Annotated in this window: 22 protein-coding genes; 20 read left to right on the top strand and 2 right to left on the bottom strand. The window is 62.4% G+C overall.

All coding sequences use genetic code 11. The features are described from left to right. Window positions 1-14: 14 nt before the first annotated feature. On the top strand, window positions 15-818 hold the full coding sequence (locus tag J2Y63_RS00435) for an MBL fold metallo-hydrolase (protein ID WP_435264421.1): 804 nt from the start codon (window positions 15-17) through the stop codon (window positions 816-818). 87 nt (window positions 819-905) lie between these two features. On the opposite strand, the gene J2Y63_RS00440 is transcribed toward J2Y63_RS00435, so the two are convergent. Both J2Y63_RS00440 and J2Y63_RS00445 read right to left on the bottom strand, forming a co-directional pair. Continuing rightward, window positions 906-1,871, bottom strand: a complete 966-nt coding sequence (locus J2Y63_RS00440) for an SDR family NAD(P)-dependent oxidoreductase (protein WP_435264422.1) — start codon at window positions 1,869-1,871, stop codon at window positions 906-908. A 60-nt stretch (window positions 1,872-1,931) separates the two neighbouring features. Beyond that, the gene (locus J2Y63_RS00445; protein WP_435264423.1) at window positions 1,932-2,693 is read right to left on the bottom strand and encodes an SDR family NAD(P)-dependent oxidoreductase; all 762 of its coding nucleotides are present in this window, start codon (window positions 2,691-2,693) and stop codon (window positions 1,932-1,934) included. 126 nt (window positions 2,694-2,819) lie between these two features. On the opposite strand from J2Y63_RS00445, the gene J2Y63_RS00450 reads away from it, so the two are divergent. From J2Y63_RS00450 to J2Y63_RS00540, 19 genes are all read left to right on the top strand, one after another. Next, complete coding sequence (locus J2Y63_RS00450) at window positions 2,820-3,419, top strand: TetR/AcrR family transcriptional regulator (protein ID WP_435265020.1); 600 nt, start codon at window positions 2,820-2,822, stop codon at window positions 3,417-3,419. Window positions 3,420-3,424: 5 nt separating this feature from the next. Next, window positions 3,425-3,859 (top strand): GFA family protein, encoded by a 435-nt coding sequence (locus J2Y63_RS00455; RefSeq protein WP_435264424.1) that lies wholly within the window; start codon window positions 3,425-3,427, stop codon window positions 3,857-3,859. 110 nt (window positions 3,860-3,969) lie between these two features. Then, window positions 3,970-4,191: an AraC family transcriptional regulator gene (locus J2Y63_RS00460; protein ID WP_435264425.1), complete on the top strand. Its 222-nt coding sequence runs from the start codon at window positions 3,970-3,972 to the stop codon at window positions 4,189-4,191. 6 nt (window positions 4,192-4,197) lie between these two features. Beyond that, entirely contained in the window at window positions 4,198-5,133 is a 936-nt protein-coding gene (locus J2Y63_RS00465; protein ID WP_435264426.1) for an IclR family transcriptional regulator, read from the top strand. Between the two features lie 134 nt (window positions 5,134-5,267). Then, window positions 5,268-6,041, top strand: coding sequence for an enoyl-CoA hydratase/isomerase family protein (locus J2Y63_RS00470; protein WP_435264427.1), 774 nt, complete (start codon window positions 5,268-5,270; stop codon window positions 6,039-6,041). A gap of 51 nt (window positions 6,042-6,092) precedes the next feature. Further along, window positions 6,093-7,619 (top strand): AMP-binding protein, encoded by a 1,527-nt coding sequence (locus J2Y63_RS00475; RefSeq protein WP_435264428.1) that lies wholly within the window; start codon window positions 6,093-6,095, stop codon window positions 7,617-7,619. A 49-nt stretch (window positions 7,620-7,668) separates the two neighbouring features. Beyond that, complete coding sequence (locus J2Y63_RS00480) at window positions 7,669-8,772, top strand: Zn-dependent alcohol dehydrogenase (RefSeq protein ID WP_435264429.1); 1,104 nt, start codon at window positions 7,669-7,671, stop codon at window positions 8,770-8,772. 26 nt (window positions 8,773-8,798) lie between these two features. Next, window positions 8,799-10,232, top strand: coding sequence for an NAD-dependent succinate-semialdehyde dehydrogenase (locus J2Y63_RS00485; protein ID WP_435264430.1), 1,434 nt, complete (start codon window positions 8,799-8,801; stop codon window positions 10,230-10,232). 87 nt (window positions 10,233-10,319) lie between these two features. Beyond that, window positions 10,320-11,015, top strand: a complete 696-nt coding sequence (locus J2Y63_RS00490; RefSeq protein WP_435264431.1) for an acetoacetate decarboxylase family protein — start codon at window positions 10,320-10,322, stop codon at window positions 11,013-11,015. A gap of 54 nt (window positions 11,016-11,069) precedes the next feature. Then, window positions 11,070-11,831 (top strand): SDR family NAD(P)-dependent oxidoreductase, encoded by a 762-nt coding sequence (locus J2Y63_RS00495; RefSeq protein WP_435264432.1) that lies wholly within the window; start codon window positions 11,070-11,072, stop codon window positions 11,829-11,831. A 132-nt stretch (window positions 11,832-11,963) separates the two neighbouring features. Beyond that, window positions 11,964-13,082, top strand: a complete 1,119-nt coding sequence (locus tag J2Y63_RS00500; RefSeq protein WP_435264433.1) for a branched-chain amino acid ABC transporter substrate-binding protein — start codon at window positions 11,964-11,966, stop codon at window positions 13,080-13,082. A 68-nt stretch (window positions 13,083-13,150) separates the two neighbouring features. Next, entirely contained in the window at window positions 13,151-14,101 is a 951-nt protein-coding gene (locus tag J2Y63_RS00505; protein WP_256115183.1) for a branched-chain amino acid ABC transporter permease, read from the top strand. A 3-nt stretch (window positions 14,102-14,104) separates the two neighbouring features. After that, on the top strand, window positions 14,105-15,100 hold the full coding sequence (locus J2Y63_RS00510) for a branched-chain amino acid ABC transporter permease (protein WP_256115182.1): 996 nt from the start codon (window positions 14,105-14,107) through the stop codon (window positions 15,098-15,100). Further along, the gene (locus tag J2Y63_RS00515) at window positions 15,076-15,900 is read left to right on the top strand and encodes an ABC transporter ATP-binding protein (RefSeq protein ID WP_435264434.1); all 825 of its coding nucleotides are present in this window, start codon (window positions 15,076-15,078) and stop codon (window positions 15,898-15,900) included. Before J2Y63_RS00510 ends, J2Y63_RS00515 begins: the two co-directional genes overlap by 25 nt. Then, on the top strand, window positions 15,839-16,540 hold the full coding sequence (locus J2Y63_RS00520; protein ID WP_435264435.1) for an ABC transporter ATP-binding protein: 702 nt from the start codon (window positions 15,839-15,841) through the stop codon (window positions 16,538-16,540). Before J2Y63_RS00515 ends, J2Y63_RS00520 begins: the two co-directional genes overlap by 62 nt. Window positions 16,541-16,561: 21 nt before the next feature. After that, on the top strand, window positions 16,562-17,329 hold the full coding sequence (locus tag J2Y63_RS00525; RefSeq protein ID WP_435264436.1) for an SDR family NAD(P)-dependent oxidoreductase: 768 nt from the start codon (window positions 16,562-16,564) through the stop codon (window positions 17,327-17,329). A 115-nt stretch (window positions 17,330-17,444) separates the two neighbouring features. Continuing rightward, the gene (locus J2Y63_RS00530; protein WP_435264437.1) at window positions 17,445-18,029 is read left to right on the top strand and encodes a helix-turn-helix domain-containing protein; all 585 of its coding nucleotides are present in this window, start codon (window positions 17,445-17,447) and stop codon (window positions 18,027-18,029) included. A 30-nt stretch (window positions 18,030-18,059) separates the two neighbouring features. Further along, complete coding sequence (locus J2Y63_RS00535) at window positions 18,060-18,824, top strand: SDR family NAD(P)-dependent oxidoreductase (protein WP_435264438.1); 765 nt, start codon at window positions 18,060-18,062, stop codon at window positions 18,822-18,824. Window positions 18,825-19,218: 394 nt separating this feature from the next. Next, a complete protein-coding gene (locus tag J2Y63_RS00540) occupies window positions 19,219-19,407 on the top strand; it encodes a hypothetical protein (protein WP_256115176.1) in 189 nt (62 codons plus the stop codon). Window positions 19,408-19,421 lie beyond the last annotated feature (14 nt).

A 19,421-nucleotide genomic window follows, 5' to 3' on the forward strand; every position in this document is an offset into this window, starting at 1 on the left:
CCGCATGCGGCTAGTTGAAAAACACGGAAAAACAGGTGATTGAGATGGATTTGACACGACGTCGCTCCCTGCAAATCGGACTTGCGTGCCTCGCCTCCCTGCCGGTCGCCGGACTGTCTTCGTCGATGGTGTGGGCCGAGGAAGCGGGTGACAGATACAGGACGGACAACGGCGAGATCGTCGTCGTTCCGATCGGGGACGCGAGCTTCGTCCTGACCGTGCCCGGCCTGGTGATCTACAACGATCCGGCCGGTGGTCGGGCGTTGTTCGCGGGCCAGCCGACGCCCGGATTGGTGTTGATGTGCCACGAACATATCGACCATTTCGACCTGGCCACCCTGCAAGAGGTCATCGGCCCCGAGACAAGGTTGGTGGCCAATCCGGCCACGGTCGAGAAGCTTCCGGCGGAGCTCAAGGCGAGGGCAACGGCGCTGGCGAATGGTGGGATAACAACGGTCGGCCCCGTCCATATCGAGGCGATCCCGGCCTATCATCTGGTGCCGGAATACATGCGCTATCACCCACAGGGCCGCGACAACGGCTACGTGCTGACCGTCGACGGCCGCCGCATCTACATATCCGGCGATACCGACGCCACGCCGGAAGTGCGGGCGCTGAAAGACATCCACATTGCCTTTCTGTCGATATCACCCTGGACTTTGACGCCGGAGCAAGGCGTCTCCGCCGTCGCATCGTTCAAGCCGGATTTCGCCTATCCGTACCACTACCAAAGTGTCCGCGATCGGGATGCTTTTGCCGAGGGCGTTCGGACCAGGGGCGGGCGCACGACGGTCGTTGTGCGAAACTGGCATGGTTGACCGGAGGATCGCCTGATCGATCCGGATCAGGCGCCATATGTGGGGGTGGGATGACGAAGGAAGCCCTGGTCATCCCACGCCTTTCGATCAGGCAGCGCCGATCAACTCTTCGCTTTTCGCCCAAAGCTGCCTGGCCCTGTCGGCATCGAGCGCATAGGACCGGACACCGCCTGCAAACGGGTTGGGCGTGTCATTGATCGGCGTGATCGCGCAATCTTCGAGATAGTGTCCGCCGATCTCGTCCTTGTCGGCCACGACTGCGGCCCAGACCGAGGTTGCGGCCGCCTGCGCGATTTCCTTCAGCTCTGCCGGTGCAAGGCCCGCATCGGCACGCGCTTTGCCAACGGTCGCAAAGAGGCCCTGCAACTCTTCCTGCGAGAAATTGCGCGGGAGATCCGTCAGGCTGTTGCCCGGCATCACCGAGGCCGCCCGGACGCCGCGACCGCGATGCCGCCTGTCGAACTCCACCGCGAAGAGGGCATTGGCCGTCTTCGACCGCCCGTAGGCGACAAAAGGATCATAGGCCTGTTGCGCGAAGTTCGGATCGGCCAGGTCGATATCGGCAACGCGATGCGCCTGCGACGACAGCACCACCAGGCGCCCGCCATCGACGAGCAGCGGCTCGATCCGATTGATCAAGGCGAAATGACCGAGATGGTTGGTCCCGAACTGGACGTCGAAGCCATCGACCGTATGACCGAACGGCGTTGCCATGACGCCGGCATTGGCGATAATGGCATCGAACGGCCGCCCGTCCGCCAACAGCGCGTCCGCGCAGGCGCGAACGCTTTGCAAGGATGCCAGATCGAGCGCGATCAGCTCCAGGCTGCCACCGCCCTGGGAGGCGGCATCGCGAGCCGCGGCGGTGGCCGTCTCTGCCTTGGCGAGGTCCCGGACCGCCGCGACGACGCTGGCGCCATGGGATACCAGCGAGCGGGCGGTCTCCAGCCCGATGCCCGACGATGCACCCGTCACGAGGAACCGCTTTCCCTTGAGGTCGACGCCGGAAAGCACCTCGTCGGCGGTCGATTTTGCACCAAATTTCTCAGTCATTTCCTGTCCTTCGATTGGGCTTGTGAAAATTCGGATCTGCTTCGCGCGTCTCTTCGACGCTCAGATTCCAAGGCCGCCGGCCATGTTTATCGTCTCGCCGGTGATGTAGCCCGCATGGGGTCCGGCGAGAAAGCAGACGGCCTCCGCCACTTCTTCCAGGGTTGCAAAGCGACGGATCGGATGCAGGTCCAGGAAGGCGTCGAGGGGAGGGAGCTCGCCGGCCACGTCCTTGTTCATGTCCGTGGGCATGGCGCCCGGCTGCAGGACGTTCACCGTGATATTGCGGGGGCCGAGGTCGCGCGCGATGCCCTTCGCATATCCGATCAGCGCTGCCTTGGTTCCGGCATAGTCGGCGACACCCTTGAAGGGCACATAGGAGCCGAGGAGGGAGCCGATGAAGATGATCCGGCCACCGTCCGTCAGCCTGGACGCGGCTGCGCGGGTGTTGGCGATCGAGCCCAGGACGTTGACCTGCCACTGTCGATTGTACTTTTCCTCGTCGAGGTTGGGATCGTCCACCAACTGGCCCTGGGTGGCGATGCCGGCATTGTTGACCAGGATGTCGAGCTTGCCGAATTCGGCGATCACCTTGTCGATCAGCGGCCTGGCGGAGGAAAGATCAGCCTGGTCGCTCTTGATCGCAATCGCGCGAACACCCTTCGCCTTGAGCACCTCCACGACGGCCTCGGCTTTTTCGGCAGAGGCCGCATACGTGATCGCAACATCTGCCCCCTGACGGGCAAACGCTTCCGCCGTGGCGGCACCGAGGCCGCGCGAACCGCCCGTGATGAGCACGACCTTGCCTTCAAATATCTTCGTCAAAACATATTCCTTCCTGACGTGGACCGTTAACGTAACAGTCATTACGATAACGATTGGTATGAAATATTGACGATCGCTGTCAAGTGGTTTATTAATGCTCGTTATGAAAAAGGCCGGATTGAACTAATGGGACGCCATCGCGAATTTGACGTCGAAAAAGTGCTCGATGCAGCCCTCTGCGTGTTCTGGCGCAAGGGCTATGAGGGGGCGTCCTATGCCGACCTGACGGAGGCTGCCGGCGTGGAGAGGCCGGCCCTCTATTCCGCATTCGGCAACAAGGAGGCGCTCTTTCGCCGAGCGCTGGAGCGTTACTACGAGCGATATCTGGACTACATTCCGGATGCCCTCCAGCTCCCGACATCGCGTGAAGTTGCTGAGCGCATGCTCTACAGGGCCGCCGACCTCAACACCCGCTATCCGAGCCATACGGGTTGCCTCAATATCAACGGCGCCCTGGCCGTATCGGACGAGGCGGAATCCGTGCGGCAGGCACTGATAGACGTTCGCGCGGCGGGTGAAGTGCAGTTTCGAGAACGCTTCGAACGGGCAAAGGCCGAGGGCGATTTGCCGGAGACGGCAAAGCCTGATGCCCTTGCCGCCTTCCTGATGGCGGTACTCCACGGCATGGCCGTACAGGCCAAGGCCGGCTTCAGCCGCGACGTGTTGGAAGCCGTCGCCGAGCAGGCGCTTTCCACCTGGCCTGCTGGTGGCCTGCGGCAAGGATGACCGCTATGCCCGTCGAGGAGCCTGCCAAAATCCGCAACCTCGCTGGGTCGTGCCAGTGCGGATCCGTGACCTATGAGGTCGCGGACGCGTTCGTCTTCGCCGTAAATTGTCATTGCTCACTCTGCCGACGCGCGACAGGCGCGGCGTTCAAGCCTCTTGCCGGCATAGAGCGCGAGAAGTTGCGCATCACGAATGGAGCGGACAAGATTCAAATCTTCGACGCGGGTAGCTGGCATGACGAACGATGCAAGGCGTGCGGCTCGTTCCTCTTTGCCGTCGTACGGGACGGGGCGTTTGCCCATGTCGCCATGGGAACCTTGGTCGACACTCCATCGATACGGCCAAGCGCCCATGTGTTTGTCGGCTCCAAAGCGCCGTGGTTCGATATCACGGACGACCTGCCGCAATATGACGAAGGCATCATCGTCAAGGAAAACTGAAGCCCTATTTCTGGGTTGATCGGTGCACAACTAGTTGATTGGGCTCTTCTCAAAATTTATGTGCCAATCACTACAAAATGATGCTTTCGGCTTTTGGATGTCTAGCACCGATGATGGCGCCGAAGTTTCAGGAAGGACGCCGCAGTCTCTCCGGAGCCAATACCATCACGGCGGTGGCCTATGATGTGGGCTATGAAAGCATCTCACAGCTTAACCGCGACTACCGCCGCCTGGTCAACCTGACGCCAAGCGACGATGCGGCAACCCTGCGTGCCACGCTGAGGCGTGAGCCCGACCAGGTTCAACCGTTTGCTTCCTCCAACGGAGGTTGAAAGCGAGTGCCCCAGACCGCACGCGCCGTCGGCCGGCGCGTGGAAATGGAAGGTGGACTTGCCGATACCGGGAGGCCGGGTTACACGGGACGGGTTCTGCCATGCCGCCTCCCGGGCGTCGAAGCGATTGCCAAGGTGACGAGCTTGTCCTCTGATGACACGAAGAATCCCGACGATGCCGATCCGCTGATGGTGCGGTCGGTGGAGAAGGCGTTCCGGGTGCTTGAAGCCTTCGACGGCACGAACCGCAGCCTCAGCCTCGCGCAGATCGGCGCCAATGTTGGGCTCGACAAGAGTGCAGCGCAGCGCTTCACCCACACGCTGAACAAGCTTGGTTACCTCCAGAAGGACCCGGTGACCAAGCGCTTCGAGCTCAGCCTGCGCAGCCTCGAAATGGCGCGTCATTTCATCACCGCCAATCCGCTCGTCAACCAGGCCATGCCTTATCTCCTCCACCTCAGCCGCGAGACGGAGGAGGCGGTGAACCTGACGCTGCCGGATGGCGCGGAGATCGTCTTTGCCGCCCGCTTCATGAGCCGGCACATGCTGAACACCGATGTCGTCGTCGGCACGCGCATGCCTGCCTTCTGCACGGCGCCCGGCCGGGCGATTCTTTCACGGTTGCCGCTCGCGGAAGCCCGGTCGCTGCTCGAACGCTCGCCGTTACAGGCCTTTACGCCGCAGACGGTACACACGGTCGAGGCCCTTGTCGAACGGCTGGAAACCGCGCGCAATGTCGGATACGCGACGACCTGGGGCGAGTTCTTCCCCGGCGATCTCTCGGTCGCCGCTGCCGTCCTTGACCAGACCGGGCGTCCGGTCGCCGCTGTCAATATCGGGGTCTCCAACGCGCGTTATACCCCGGAAAAGGCGGAGGAGATTTTTGCGCCTCTGGTAGTCGCTGCGACGCGCTCGATCTCGCAGGCATCCTCCACCTTCTAGCCACTCGATTTTCTACGTTTTCCACAACCCGACGGGCGTCCGCCGGTCGATTTTACACGTCGTGAAAAATTCCGTTGACAGTTTCATGTATTGCAATACGATACAAAGTATCAAAATACGATACGATGGACATCATGACAAACTTCATCCTGACGGAACAGCGCGGCGCGTGCCGTGTGATCACGCTTAACCGCCCCGAGGTGCTCAACGCCTGGCATTCGCCGATGCGATCCGCTCTGATGGACGCGCTGGAGTCGGCCGAGCAAGACGCGTCCGTCGGCGCGATCATCATCACCGGGGCCGGCGAGCGCGCCTTCGGCGCAGGGCAGGACCTGAACGAGACCAAGACCTTCGATCCGGACCGTGCAGAACTGTGGATCGGCGAATGGGAGCGGCTCTACGATCGCATCCGCAGCCTTTCCAAGCCGCTGATCATGGCGCTGAACGGTCTTGCGGCGGGCTCGGCCTTCCAGGTGACGCTGCTCGGTGATTTCCGCATCGGCCATGATGGCGTGAAGATGGGGCAGCCGGAGATCAATTCCGGCATTGCCAGCACGACCGGGCCCTGGATCATGATGGAAATGATCGGCCTAGCACGGACCACCGACCTGACGCTGAGCGGCCGCATGATGGAGGCGGCCGAATGCGTGGCGATCGGCCTGATCAACCGCATCGTTCCTCGTGATCAGGTGCTCGAAGCGTCGCTGGCGCTGGGCGAAGAGCTTGCCGCCAAGCCGCGGCTTGCCATGAAGCTCAACAAGCAGCGCTTCCGCGAAGTCACCGAAGCCCGCTTTCGTGATGCGCTTGCGGCGGGCGTGCGCAACCAGCGCATCGCCTATGAGGATGGTGAGCCGAACCGCATGATGGAGCAGTTTCTCGCGTCGAAAGGGAAGGCGAAATCCGGCTGAGCCGGACACTGGACCAGCCTTTCAAATTCAATGATTTTTCAGGACTGTAGCGTGGAAGACCAAGGTTTCATTTCTCGCCTGCCGGCCCGGGCCGCTGCTTCGCCCGATGCCATCTATGCGACTTTCGACGGCGAACCGATCACATTCGCAGACCTGCACCGCAAGTCGGATAGCGTGGCGGTTGAGCTGCGCCGCTTGGGGGTCGCGAAGGGCGACCGCGTGGCGCTCATGCTGCGCAACAGCCCCGACAGCCTCGCCGTGCTTTTCGCCATCGCCAAATGCGGTGCCGTCTGGGTGCCGGTGAATGTGCAACTGCGCGGCGACGGGCTGAAATACATCCTGGAACATTGCGATCCGCGCGTCGTCTTCGCCAATCGCGATCTCTTCCCGAACATTCTGGAGTGCGGTGCCGACACGAATGCGTTCCAGCTTATCGCCGAGACGGGGGATGGGGGCTCATTGGACAAGCTTGCTGGCGGCGATCACGTCTTCAGCGAGCAGTTGCCATCAGCCGACGATCTCTTCGCGCTCAACTACACATCCGGCACGACGGGCCGCCCCAAGGGCGTCTGCGTCACGCATCGCATGCTGCGCTACGCGTCGGAAGGCGCCATGCTCTGCTCGGATGCGCGCGATGGCGACGTCTTCTTCGTCTGGGAGCCGCTTTATCACATCGGTGGTGCGCAGCTTATCCCGATCCCGCTTCTTCGCGATGTCACGCTGTCCATGGTGCAGCGCTTCAGCGCCAGCCGGTTCTGGGATCAGGTCCGCCAGTGCGGCGCGACGCAGATCCACTATCTCGGCGGCGTCCTGCAAATCCTTTTGAAGCAGCCGGAAAGCGAACGCGACCGGGATCACAGGGTGCGTGCCGCGTGGGGCGGCGGCTGCCCGCGCGATATCTGGCGCGCCTTCGAGGAACGCTTCGGCATGCCGCTTCGCGAGTGCTACGGCATGACGGAATCCTCCAGCATAACCACCTTCAATGCCAGCGGCGTGCTCGGCTCGGTCGGCACGCCCGTGCCGTGGCTTTCGGTGGAAATCCTCGATGAACAGGGTTCGCCCGTGGCGGCGGGCGTACACGGCGAGATCGTCGTCCATCCGCGTCAGGCGGGCGCGGTCTTCGCCGGCTATTTCCGCAATGAAGAGGCGACCGCCAAGGCGCTGAGGCCGGATGGATTCCACACCGGCGACCTCGGCATGCTCGACGCGGACGGAAACCTCTATTTCCTCGGACGCTTGACGGATAGCGTGCGCGTCAAGGGCGAGAACGTCTCGGCCTTCGAGGTGGAACATGTCGCGGGCAGTCATCCGATGGTCGAGGATTGCGCGCTGATCGGCGTCAAGGCGGAGATCGGCGAGCAGGAAATCAAGCTGTTCATCAAGCCGAAAGAGGGCGCCGATATCAATTATTCCGCCTTTTCCGATTGGCTTGCGCAACGGCTGGCGCCGTTCCAGAACCCACGCTACCTCGCCGTGGTCGAGGATTTCGAGCGCACGCCGAGCCAACGCATCATGAAGCACCGGTTGCCTGTCTCCGTCGACGGTAGCTGGGACAGGCTGCACGGGACCGGTCGATGAAGCCCTGCAAAACCCACACAACCGCATACTCCGAGGGGAGACAGTCAGTATGAAGGCCGCCGTTCTCTACACGTTCAACGAAGACCTCGTGATCGAAGACGTACCGATTGCCGATCCGGGTGACCGCGAAGTGCTCGTGCGCATCATCGCGACCGGCGTGTGCCACAGCGACCTCAGCGCCGCGAAGGGCAAGTCGCGGCCGAGGCTGCCGATCATTCTTGGCCATGAAGCGGCCGGCATCGTCGAGCGCACCGGTTCGGCCGTCTCCAAGGTACAGAAGGGCGACCATGTCATCCTCTCCTGGGCGCCGAATTGTGGCGAGTGCTTCTATTGCCACAAGCGCCTGCCGACCATGTGCGACACCTATGGCGATGCGGCCGGTGGTGGCACGCTGTGGAATGGCGCGCGCCGCCTTGGCAGCGCTGAAAAGCCTGTCAACCATTTCACCTGCGTTTCGAGCTTTGCCGAGCTCGCCGTGGTGCCGGAATCCGGCTGTTCGAAGATCGAGAAGGATATTCCCTTCGAGGTGGCCGCCCTTGTCGGCTGCGCGGTGACGACCGGTTTTGGCGCGGTGGTCAACGATGCGCGTGTCGAGGCCGGCGAGGTCGTGGGCGTGATCGGCGTCGGCGGTGTCGGCATCAACGCCATCCACGCGGCGTCGGTTGCTGGCGCGGAGGCCGTCGTCGCCATCGATATCAATCCGGAGAAGGAAGCGGTCGCCCGTTCCTTCGGTGCCACCCATTTCCTGAATTCGGCGACGCAGGACGTTGCCGCCGAACTCAAGGCGCTGAGCCGCGGCCGCGGCCCGGACAGCATCATCGATTGCACCGGGCGACCGGCCGCCATCGCGCTTGCCTATGACAGCGTCCGGCTTGGCGGTTCGGTGATTTCCGTCGGCATCGCCGCAAAGGGCGAAATGGTCTCCCTGCCGGCCTCCACGCTGCCCAACACCCAGAAGCGCATCATCGGCAGCAACTATGGCGGCGGCGTGCCGGAGCGGGATTTCGAGCGCATCCTCGGCCTCTACCGCGCCGGCCGTTACGATCTCGACCGCCAGGTCGGCGCGCGCGTGCCGATCGAACAGATCAATGAGGCCTTCCGCTGGCTGGAGCAGGGCGTGCTGGCGCGCACGCTCGTGTGCTTCGACCGTTGACCACCAGATTTTGAGTGAGACAGACGATGTATCCCGATACCCAACTCTTCATCGCCGGCGAATGGACCCCTGGTGCGAGCGGCGAGACGCTGCCCGTGCTCAACCCGGCGACCGGCAGCGAAATCGGCCGCGTCGCGAAGGCGACGACGGCCGACATGGATCGCGCACTTGCTTCGGCTGCTGCAGCCTTTGAAACGTGGCGCAAGACGATGGCGCGCGACCGCGCGAAACTGCTGCACGCGGCGGCGGATAACCTGCGCGCCCGCATCGAGGACATCGCGCCGATCCTCACCATGGAGCAGGGCAAGCCGCTTGCCGAAGCGCGTTCCGAACTGCGCAATGCCGATGACGTCATCCGCTGGTTCGCGGAGGAGGCCATCCGCTCGTATGGCCGCATCATTCCGGCCCGCAAGGCCGGTGTGCAGCAGATGGTGGTGAAGGAGCCGATCGGCGTCGTCGCGGCCTTCACGCCCTGGAATTATCCGGTCGCCCAGGCTATCCGCAAGATTTGCGCCGCCCTTGCCGCCGGCTGCACCGTCATCCTCAAGGCGGCCGAAGAGGCTCCGGCCTCTTGCGCGGCGATGGTCCGCGCCTTTGCCGATGCCGGTTTTCCGGATGGGGCAATCAACCTTCTCTACGGCGTGCCGTCGGAAATCTCCGAATACCTCATTCCGCATCCGGTGATCCGCAAGGTCTCCTTCACCGGCTCCACGCCGGTCGGCAAACACCTGACGGCACTCGGTGGCGCCCATATGAAACGGGTGACGATGGAGCTCGGCGGACACGCGCCCTACATCGTCTGCGCCGATGCGGACTTGCCGTCCGCCGTTTCCATGCTGGCCGGGCACAAGTACCACAATGCCGGACAGGTCTGCATCGCACCGACGCGCGTGCTGGTCGAAGAGCCAGTCTATGACAACGTCCTAGAAGACTTCGTCACCGCGGCGAAAGCTGTGCGGGTGGGCGATGGCCTTTCCGACGGCATCGACATGGGTCCGATGGCGAACGCTCGCCGGCTCGACGCCATGGACCGCCTGATCGGCGATGCCGTGGCCAAGGGCGGCCGCCTGCTGACCGGCGGCAGCCGCATCGGCAATGCCGGCTTCTTCTTCGAGCCGACGGTTCTGGCCGACGTGCCGCAGGATGCCGCGATCATGAACGAGGAACCGTTCGGCCCGGTGGCGGTTGTTAATCGCTTCAAGACGGTGGACGACGCTATCGGGGAGGCCAACCGGCTGCCCTTCGGCCTTGCCGCCTATGCCTTCACGCGCTCCCAGCGCAACGCCCAGCGTTTCAGCGAAGACATCGAGACAGGCATGCTGTCGATCAATGATTACGGCCTCGCCTATGCGGAGGTTCCCTTCAATGGCGTGAAGGATTCCGGCTATGGCTCGGAGGGTGGGCCGGAGGCCCTGGAGACCTTCCAGACGATCAAGTTTGTTTCACAGACGAATTTATGACGATCACATCAATGAAAATCTTGACAGATATTTTCATTGATGTGAAATTCAAGATGAAGCGAACATACAGGAAAGACTCCAATCCCCATGTCCCAGCAGGCCTATTCCCTTCCGCAGCGCTCGCCCCTCTACCAGGCGCCGCCGTTTGATTACAAAGCCTTCAGCAAGGTCAGCGTGTTCTGCCGTGTCGACGAGGCGGCGATCCGTGCGGCCCTGCCGGCGCAGTTCGAACTGCGCGGCGATGTGATCGAATTCTTCATCATGGACGTGCCGGCGGGCGGCTCGCTCGGCTCCTATGCCGAAGGCGGCATCGTCGTGCCGATGAGCTACCAGGGGCGTCCGGGCGGTCACGTGCTCTATGAGATCGTCACCAATGACGACTCGATGGCTGTCGGCCGCGAGGTCTGGGGTTACCCGAAGAAGATGGGCGAGGTCGCCTGGGCCGCCAGCGAGACGGCGGTAAAGGCGAAGCTTTCGCGCCGCGGCACGTCGCTGATCGAGATCGACTTCAAGGCCGACGGCCCGGCCTTCGAAAAGCCCGCGCTGCACCCACGTTTCCAGACTCGCATCATTCCCTCGCCGGAAAGTGCCGCCGTCGAAACGCAGATCATCGAGAACTCTCTGGGCCAGTCCGAAACGATCCGCCAAGCGCTCGGTACGGCCGAGATCAAGATCGGCGGCAATGCTAACGATCCGTTCTCCGATTTCGAGATTCGCGAGATCGTGGGTGCGGAAATGATCGTCGCCAACTTCGTCCTCGCCTTCGGCAAGATCGTCGGCTGAAGCGCCGGATTATAGGGAACCGTACACATGATGTGTGCAAAAGCGCCCGAAAGGATGTTCAGACTCGATGAAAAGCGGGTCTTCATCACCGGTGGCGGTGGGGGCATCGGCCGTGCAGCGGCGCTGATGTTTGCCGCCTTTGGGGCGCATGTCGTGGTTCTCGATAGGGACCTTTCGGCGGCGGAAGCCGTGCGCCGGGAGGTGGCGGAGGCTGGCGGTGCGGCGACAGCCTCCGCCCTCGACGTCACACATGAGGCCGACATCCTGGCCGTTTTCGCGACCATGGAACGCGAGGTTGGCGGTCTCGACATCCTCGTCAACAATGCGGGTATTTCGATCCGTCGCCCCTCGACCGAGCTTTCGCTGGAGGACTGGAACAGCGTCGTCTCGGTCAACCTGACGGGCATGTTTCTCTGCTCGCGCACGGCCGCGCGGTCCTGGATCGGCCGCGGCGCGCCGGGCGTGGTGATCAACACCGCATCCATCATGAGCTTTTCCGGAGGCGGCCTTCACCCGAACGTCTCCTATCAGTCGACGAAGGCCGGCGTGGTGAACCTCACCCGCACGCTCGCCGTCGAATGGGCCGACAACGACATTCGCGTGAATGCGGTGGCGCCAACCTGGGTCAGGACGCCGCTGATCGACCATCTGATGGCCGACCGGGAGCAGATGGACAAGATCCGCAGCCTGACCCCGCTCAAGCGTCTTGCCGAACCCGAGGAAGTGGCATCCGCCATGATCTTCCTCGCCGGTCCGGCATCGGCAATGACCACCGGCCATGTGCTGGCGGTGGACGGCGGTTATCTCGCGAAATGAGGAGGTCGAAGGAAACGTCTGGTCGTCGCATGCCCAGTCACTCTGGTGAAGAACGCTACAAATAATTTCATGCAGGCGTTGCCGGGATGGGAGTTCCGTGCAACGAATCTCAACAAGCAAAAGGGGAACCTTATGAACAGAACCCGTGTACTTCTTTCCGCCGCAGCGCTGCTGTTTGCCTCCAGCGTTATGCCGGTAATGGCCGATGACATCGTGCTCGGCGGCAGCGCACCGATGTCCGGCGCGCAGGCCGAATTCGGCCAGTCGCAGATCGACGGTGCCCAACTCTATTTCGACCAGCTCAACGAGAAGGGCGGCATTAAGGGCAACAAGGTTGTCTTCCGTCCGCTCGACGACCGCGCCGACCCGCGCCAGGGCACGCTCGTCGCCCAGCAGTTCTGCGATGACAGCGCCGTCATCGGCGTCATCGGCCACATGAACAGCGGCGTCACCATGCCGGCCCTCGACATCTATTCCGAATGCGGCATGCCGCAGGTCGTGCCCGCGACCAATCCGGAACTGATGCGCATGGGCTTCAAGACCGTCGTGCGCCCGGTCGCCAACGACTTCATCCAGGGCGCGCTGCCCGCGAAATACGTCACCGAAAAGCTCGGCCTGAAGAATGCCGTGCTGGTGCATGACAAGACGGTGTTTGGCCAAGGCATTGCGGGCGTGTTCCAGGACAATTTCGAAAAGGGCGGCGGCAAGGTCTCCGGCACCTTCGGCACGAACCCGGAAGATGTCGACTTCTCCGCGCTGATCGCCTCGATCAAGTTGGAAAACCCCGATGTCGTCTATATGGGTGCCGGCATGCCGCAGCTGGCGCTCTTCCTCAAGCAGATGCGCGAACAGGGCCTTAAGGCGCAGTTCATCGGCCCGGACATCGGCTTCACCGTCGATTTCATTACGCAGGTGGGTGCCGCTTCCGCTGAAGGCGCGCTCATGACCTTCCAGCTTCCGCCCTATGATTCCTCGCCGGAACTGAAGGACTTCTCCGATCGTCACCAGGCCCGTTTCGGCCGGGCGCCCGGCCCGTATGCCTCGCTCGGCTTCGCCAACGCCCAGGTCATGGCCGCCGCCGTCGAGAAGGCTGAAACGCTGGACCGCGAAGGCGTGCTCGCCCAGCTGCATGGTGTGACGGTGGAAACGCTGCTCGGCCCGGTCGCCTTCGATGAGAATGGCGAAAACACCACCGCGCCGATGTACCTCTATATCGTCAAGGACGGCAAGTTCGAGCTGATCAAGCAGTAATCAGCCGGACGATTGTTCAATGGGGCCGGCGCAGCCCGTGCCGGCCCGTTGTCATAAAGGCGACCCCCTTGTTCGACTATTTTCTTCAACAGCTGATCTTCGCGCTCGCCATCGGCGCAATCTACGGATTGATCGCCCTTGGCTACACGATGGTCTATGGCGTGATGCGGCTGATCAACTTCGCCCACGGGGAGTTCTTCATGCTCGGCCCGTACGTCTATACGTTCATTTTCAGCGGGCTCATCGGCCTGGGCGGCCTGGCGCCGGTGCTGGATTCCGTCATCGCAATCGTCGCGAGCTTCGTCATCGTCGGCCTTCTCGGCGTTGCGATCGAACGCTTCGCCTATCGGCCGCTGCGCGCCTATGGCCGTCTTGCGCCGATGCTGAGCGCGCTTGGCATGTCGATCGTCTTGCAGAGTGCCGTGCGCGTGACCGTCGGCCCGCAGCCCGTGCATTTTCCGGCCATCGTGCCCAGCGCGCCGATCGAATCCCTGGGCGGAATGGTCACGACCGTGCAGGTCGGCATCCTCGCCGCCGCGGTCCTGCTGATGGTGGGCCTCACGCTCTTCGTCAATGGCACCCGCCTCGGCATCTGGATCCGCGCGGCCTCCGAAAGCTGGACGACCTCCAGCCTGCTCGGCATCCGCGTCAATCGCGCCGTCAGCCTCGTCTTCTTCATCGGCCCCGGCCTCGGCGCCATGGCCGGCATCATGTACGCGTCCTACTACGGCATCATGCAGCCGACCATGGGCTCGGTCATCGGCCTGAAGGCCTTCACCGCGGCCATTCTTGGCGGCATCGGTTCCATTCCGGGTGCCATGCTCGGCGGCTTCCTGCTCGGTGCGATCGAAGTGTTCGGTACGGCCTTTTTGCCGATCCTTTCCTTCGGCTACATCGGCACGGAGTACCGTGACGTCTTCGCCTTCGCCGTCCTCATCCTCGTTCTTCTGTTCAAGCCCGCCGGCCTGCTCGGCGAGACGGTCTCGGAAGAAACGACTGTCGCAAAGAAGGATTACTGACCCATGGGGAACTCGGTGATCGTCCGGCGGCTCGGCCTTCTCGCAGTGCTGGCGCTTTGCGTCCTGCTGCTGTCACTGGTGCCGTTCATGCCGTCCTACTATGTCCGCGTCGTGGACAGCATCCTGATCTACATCATCCTCGCCGTCGGCCTGAACCTTGTGGTCGGTTATGCCGGTCTGCTCGACCTCGGCTTTATCGCCTTCTATGCCGTCGGTGCCTATGCTTATGCGCTGCTGGCGAGCGGGCAGTTCGATATCCACCTGCCGTTTATCGTGGTGCTGTTCATTGGAGCGGCAGCCGGGGCGATTGCGGGCGTGCTGCTGGGTTTCCCGGTGCTGAAGCTGCGCGGTGACTATCTCGCGATCGTCACGCTCTCCTTCGGCGAAATCATCCGCATCGCCATCAACAATGCCGATGATATCACCAACGGCCCACAGGGCATTGCCGGCCTCGACCGGGCGAACCTCTTTGGCCTGCCGCTGACGAGCCCGGTGCATTTCTACTGGCTGCTGCTCGTGTTGACCGTCCTCGTCTGCGCCGGCGTCTATTACATGGAGCGCTCGATCCTCGGCAAAGCATGGCGGGCGCTTCGCGAAGACCAGGATGTGGTGCGCGGCCTCGGCATCAACACGACGACGCTGAAGCTGCTGGCCTTTGCGTTGAGTGCCGCAATCGGCGGCGCCGGCGGGGTGATCTTCGGCTCGTTCCAGCGCTTCGTCAGCCCGGAAAGCTTTACCTTCCAGGAATCGTTGCTCGTCGTGCTGATCATCATCATCGGCGGCGTCGGCAATATCGTCGGTGTCATCGCGGGTGCCGTGGTGCTCGTCGTGCTGCCGGAAGTCCTGCATTTCGCCGCGCAATACCGTCTGCTGATCTACGGCGTCGTTCTCGTCACCGTCATCGTGCTTCGCCCGGGCGGGCTCGTCTCGCCCCGTTTCAACCTCGGCTTCATCATTCGAAAGGTCCGGACCCTATGGCTCTCGCCCTCGAAAACGTAAGCAAGCATTTCGGGTCGCTCATCGCGATCAAGAACCTGTCGCTGTCCTTCGATGTCGGTTCGATCTATTCGATCATCGGGCCGAACGGCGCGGGAAAGTCGACCGTCGTCAACATGGTCGCCGGCTCCTACAGCGTGACGTCGGGCACGATAAAGCTCGGTTCTTCGGTTCTCAGCACGCTGCCGAAACACCGCATCGCCCAACTCGGCATATCGCGGACCTATCAGAACCTTCGCCTGTTCGACGGCATGACGGTGCTGGAGAATCTCGAAGTCTGCTTCTTCCCGCAGTCGTGGCTGACTTTCCTCACGGGTGCGAAACGGTTGAGCAAAGACGAGCGGCTGGAAATCTGCCATGCCTGCCTGGCGCAGTTCCATCTGTCCGATGTGGCCGACGTGCTGGCCGGCGATCTGCCCTATGGCCGCCAGAAGATCTTAGAACTCGCGCGCGCCTTCGTCACGGAAGCGCCGATCGTGCTGCTCGACGAGCCGGCGGCTGGCCTCAACCATACCGAAACGAAGGACATGGCGGCGATGATCGCCAGCCTGAAACGCGCGGACCGGGCGATCATCCTCGTCGAGCATGACATGGACCTGGTCATGTCCATCTCGGACCGGATCGACGTCTTGAACTATGGCGAGCTGCTTTGCTCCGGCACGCCGGATTTGGTGCGCACGAACGAAAAAGTGCAGGAGGCCTATCTTGGAACCACGGAAGAACTCGACGACATCCGCAAGCTTGCTCAAAGTCGCCGGGCTCAAGGCGGGCTACGGGCGAACGCAGGTATTGTTCGGCATTGATCTGGAGGTCAATGCCGGCGAGATCGTCACGATCATCGGTGCAAACGGCGCCGGCAAGACCTCGACGCTGCGCTCCATTTCCGGCCTGACGCAGATCTATTCCGGCGAGATCGAATTCAAGGGCCGGCCGATCAAGGGCCTGCCGCCGGAGGAGATCACCCGCCTCGGCCTCGCCCACTGCCCGGAAGGGCGGCAGATCCTCCAGCGCCTGACGGTGGAGGAAAACCTGCTCGCCGGCTATATTTCGAACCGCGGGCGCAGCTTCGACGAGATCCGCACCCAGGTCTACGACATGTTCCCGGTGCTCAAGGAGCGGCGTCATTCGCTGGCGAGCCGCATGAGCGGCGGCCAACAGCAGATGCTGGCGATCGGCCGCTCGCTGATGGCGACGCCGGAGCTTTTGATGCTGGATGAGCCCTCGCTTGGCCTTGCGCCAAAAATCATCAACCAGATCTTCGAGATCATCATCACGCTCTCGAAGTCGGGCATCAGCCTCATTGTCGTCGAGCAGAACGCAGCCGTGGCGCTTGAGATTGCGGACTATGCCTATGTCATCGATGCCGGCCGCTGCTCGGTGGAGGGCGGGGCGAACAATGTGCTCAACGATCCGGACCTCAAGGCCGCCTATCTCGGCGCCTGAGACCGGGCAGGAGGAGAATCCATGTCGACATTCGAGACCTCCATCCTGATCTCGGGCGCCGCCTCCGGGATCGGGCGGGCAACGGCGCTCGGGCTTGCGAAAAGCGGGACCGCGCTGACGCTGTTCGATCTCAACGCATCGGCGCTGTCCGAAGTTGCCAGCGCGTGCCGGAACAAGGGCGCCGCCGCACTTGAGGTGGCGGGTGACGCCTCCTCGGATGCTGACGCCGCAGCCGCAGTGGCGCGTGCGGTCGATGCGCATGGGTTTCTCTCTGGCGTGGTTGCCGCCGCCGGTGTCGCCCGGAAAGGCGATGTCACGACGCTGACCAACGAGACCTGGGCGATCACGATTGCCGTCAACCTGACCGGCCCGTTCCTTCTGGCTCGGCATGCGGTGCCCCATCTCTTGAAGAACCCGGCCTCCGCCTTCGTCGCGGTCAGCTCCGATTCCGGCGTGCGCGGCTCGCGCGGTTACGCCGCCTACAGCGCCTCCAAACACGGAGTGGTCGGCCTGATCCGCTGCATGGCGCTCGATCACGGTCCGGAAGGGCTGCGAAGCAACGTCGTCTGCCCGAGCTTCGTCGACACGCCGATGGCCGACAGCCTCTTGAAGGACAGCGGCGAGGTCTACGATCGCGCTTTCTACGAGCGCCGCGTTCCGCTCGGCCGCTTTGCCCAACCGGCAGAAGTGGCCGACGCCATCGGTCATCTGCTGTCTCCGCAGGCGAGTTATGCCAATGGTATGGTCTATGTGCTGGATGGTGGCACCACGGCGGGAACGTTCGGCTGAAACGCCTGAGATGGGGACAAATTGTCTTGGGGCGGCCACAATGGTCGGTCCGTGTTGACTTCGATGAAGTATTTGCCCAGTTCCATCATTCAAGTGAACTTGTCAGGGTTTTTCAATGAGCAATCCCGTCGCCGCGCCCCAGGCCCCCGATCACGTCGGCAAGACGCTGCGTGAACTGCGGCGGTCGCGTCGCATTACCATTCAGCAGCTCGCCGATGGGCTGAACCGTTCGACGGGCTATATCAGCCAGCTCGAACGCGGTCTGTCGCAGCCGACGTTGAAGGATCTTTACGCCGCCTGTACGATCTTCGGCGTGCCCATGAGCTGGTTCGTCGACCTGGAGGAGAAGCAGCCGGAGGCGGAACGTGAAAAGGACATCGTCGTGCGCGGCGGCCAGCGCCGCTTCATGCTGCACAGGGGTGCGCGCACCGAACTCCTGACGCCGCAGCTCGATTCCGACGTCGAATTCATGATATCGACCTTCGAGCCCGGTCTGGAGACGGAACCCAAAAACGTGCCGACGGCCGGCGCGGAATATGGCTACATCCAGAAGGGGCGGCTCGAACTCTGGGTGGACGAGGAGAAGTTCGAACTTTTCGAAGGCGACAGCTACCGCTTCAACCGCTCCTCTACCTACCGCTCACGCAACCCATCGAAAACCGAGCCGGCCATCATCATCTGGGTCGGCGTCTACAAATAGGCGGCGTCCGCCGCGGCAGATAGGCCAGCCATGACTTCGCCTCTCTTCGATCCCGCCGCCTTCACAGGCAAGGTTGCCTTCGTGTCCGGTGCCGCCTCCGGAATCGGTGCGTCGACGGCCCTCCGACTTACCGATCTCGGTGCAAAACTGGTTCTCGCTGACCGGGATGGTGATCGGCTTGCCGGCTTCGCCGCGACTTTGAGCTCCGACGACGTTCTCCCTCTTGAACTCGACGTCACGTCGTTTGCGGGCGTCGAGGCGGCGGTCGCGCAAGGCGTCGAACATTTCGGTGGCCTCGATCTTGCGGTCAACTCCGCCGGCATCGACCTGCCGCGCTGCGAGACCGCGCAGTATCCGGCCGAACAATGGGACAGGATTATCGCGGTCAACCTCACAGGCGTGTTCAACGCGGTCCGACATCAGATCCCAGCGATGCTCAAGCGCGGCGGCGGCTCCATCGTCAATGTCGCCTCCATCATGGGGTTTCGCGGCTTTGCCGGCCAGCCTGCCTATACCGCGGCCAAACACGGCGTCATCGGCTTCACAAAAGCGGCGGCACTCGACCATGCCGGGCAGGGCATCCGCATCAACGCCGTCGCTCCGGGCTTCATCGACACGCCGCTGCTCGGCCATCTGAGCGATGAAAAGCGGCAGGCCGCGGCAGCCCTTCATCCCATGCAGCGCGTCGGGCAGGCAGACGAAATCACCAACGTCATCCTCTTCCTGCTGTCGGATGCCGCATCCTTCGTCACGGGCGCCTGTTTCGAAGCTGATGGCGGTTATCTGGCGAAATGAATTGAGCGGACCGAGCATCGTTCGGCTGTCTATTCCATCGCGGAGCGCCTTGACGGCTGCGCCCCAATGCCGGTGCGCGGTAAAAAAAGACGCTGCGTAAGCAGCATCGAGAAAATATCTTCCTATCGTGAACGGCAAAATGGAGAATGTTGGATTTTTCTTCCGTCGCTTCGGCATTTTAGCTTGAGCGGAATTGGTGAAAATAGTACATATAAATTATAGAGTATCTGCCCGACAATCGCGGAGAAGACAGGATGACCACTTCCGTTTTGATGCCCGTGGCCGATGGTCGTGGCGCTGTTGTCCGCTGGTCGTGTCGTGCTTGCCTTCGCGTTGGATGTGCCTCTTAAAGCCCTTTCGGGCGTTTCAGCGATAGAGCGGGACGTATTGCATCATGAACAAGCAGACCATTGAATATGCGGGCGTGCCCGTCGGGATAGCGGTGCCGGAAGATGGCCTGTTTCGGTTCATCGCCGTCAAATTTCACGTCTTCGACCTGGATCAGCGCCGGTTTGCGACCCTCGGCCAGCTGAGCGGGGCGGTCCATTCCCATCTGTCGACGGGTGAGCGGCTTGCGGCCTGAAAAGAGGTTACATC

It is taken from the genome of Shinella sp. BE166 (assembly GCF_051201095.1).
Taxonomy (GTDB): Bacteria; Pseudomonadota; Alphaproteobacteria; order Rhizobiales; family Rhizobiaceae; genus Shinella; species Shinella lacus.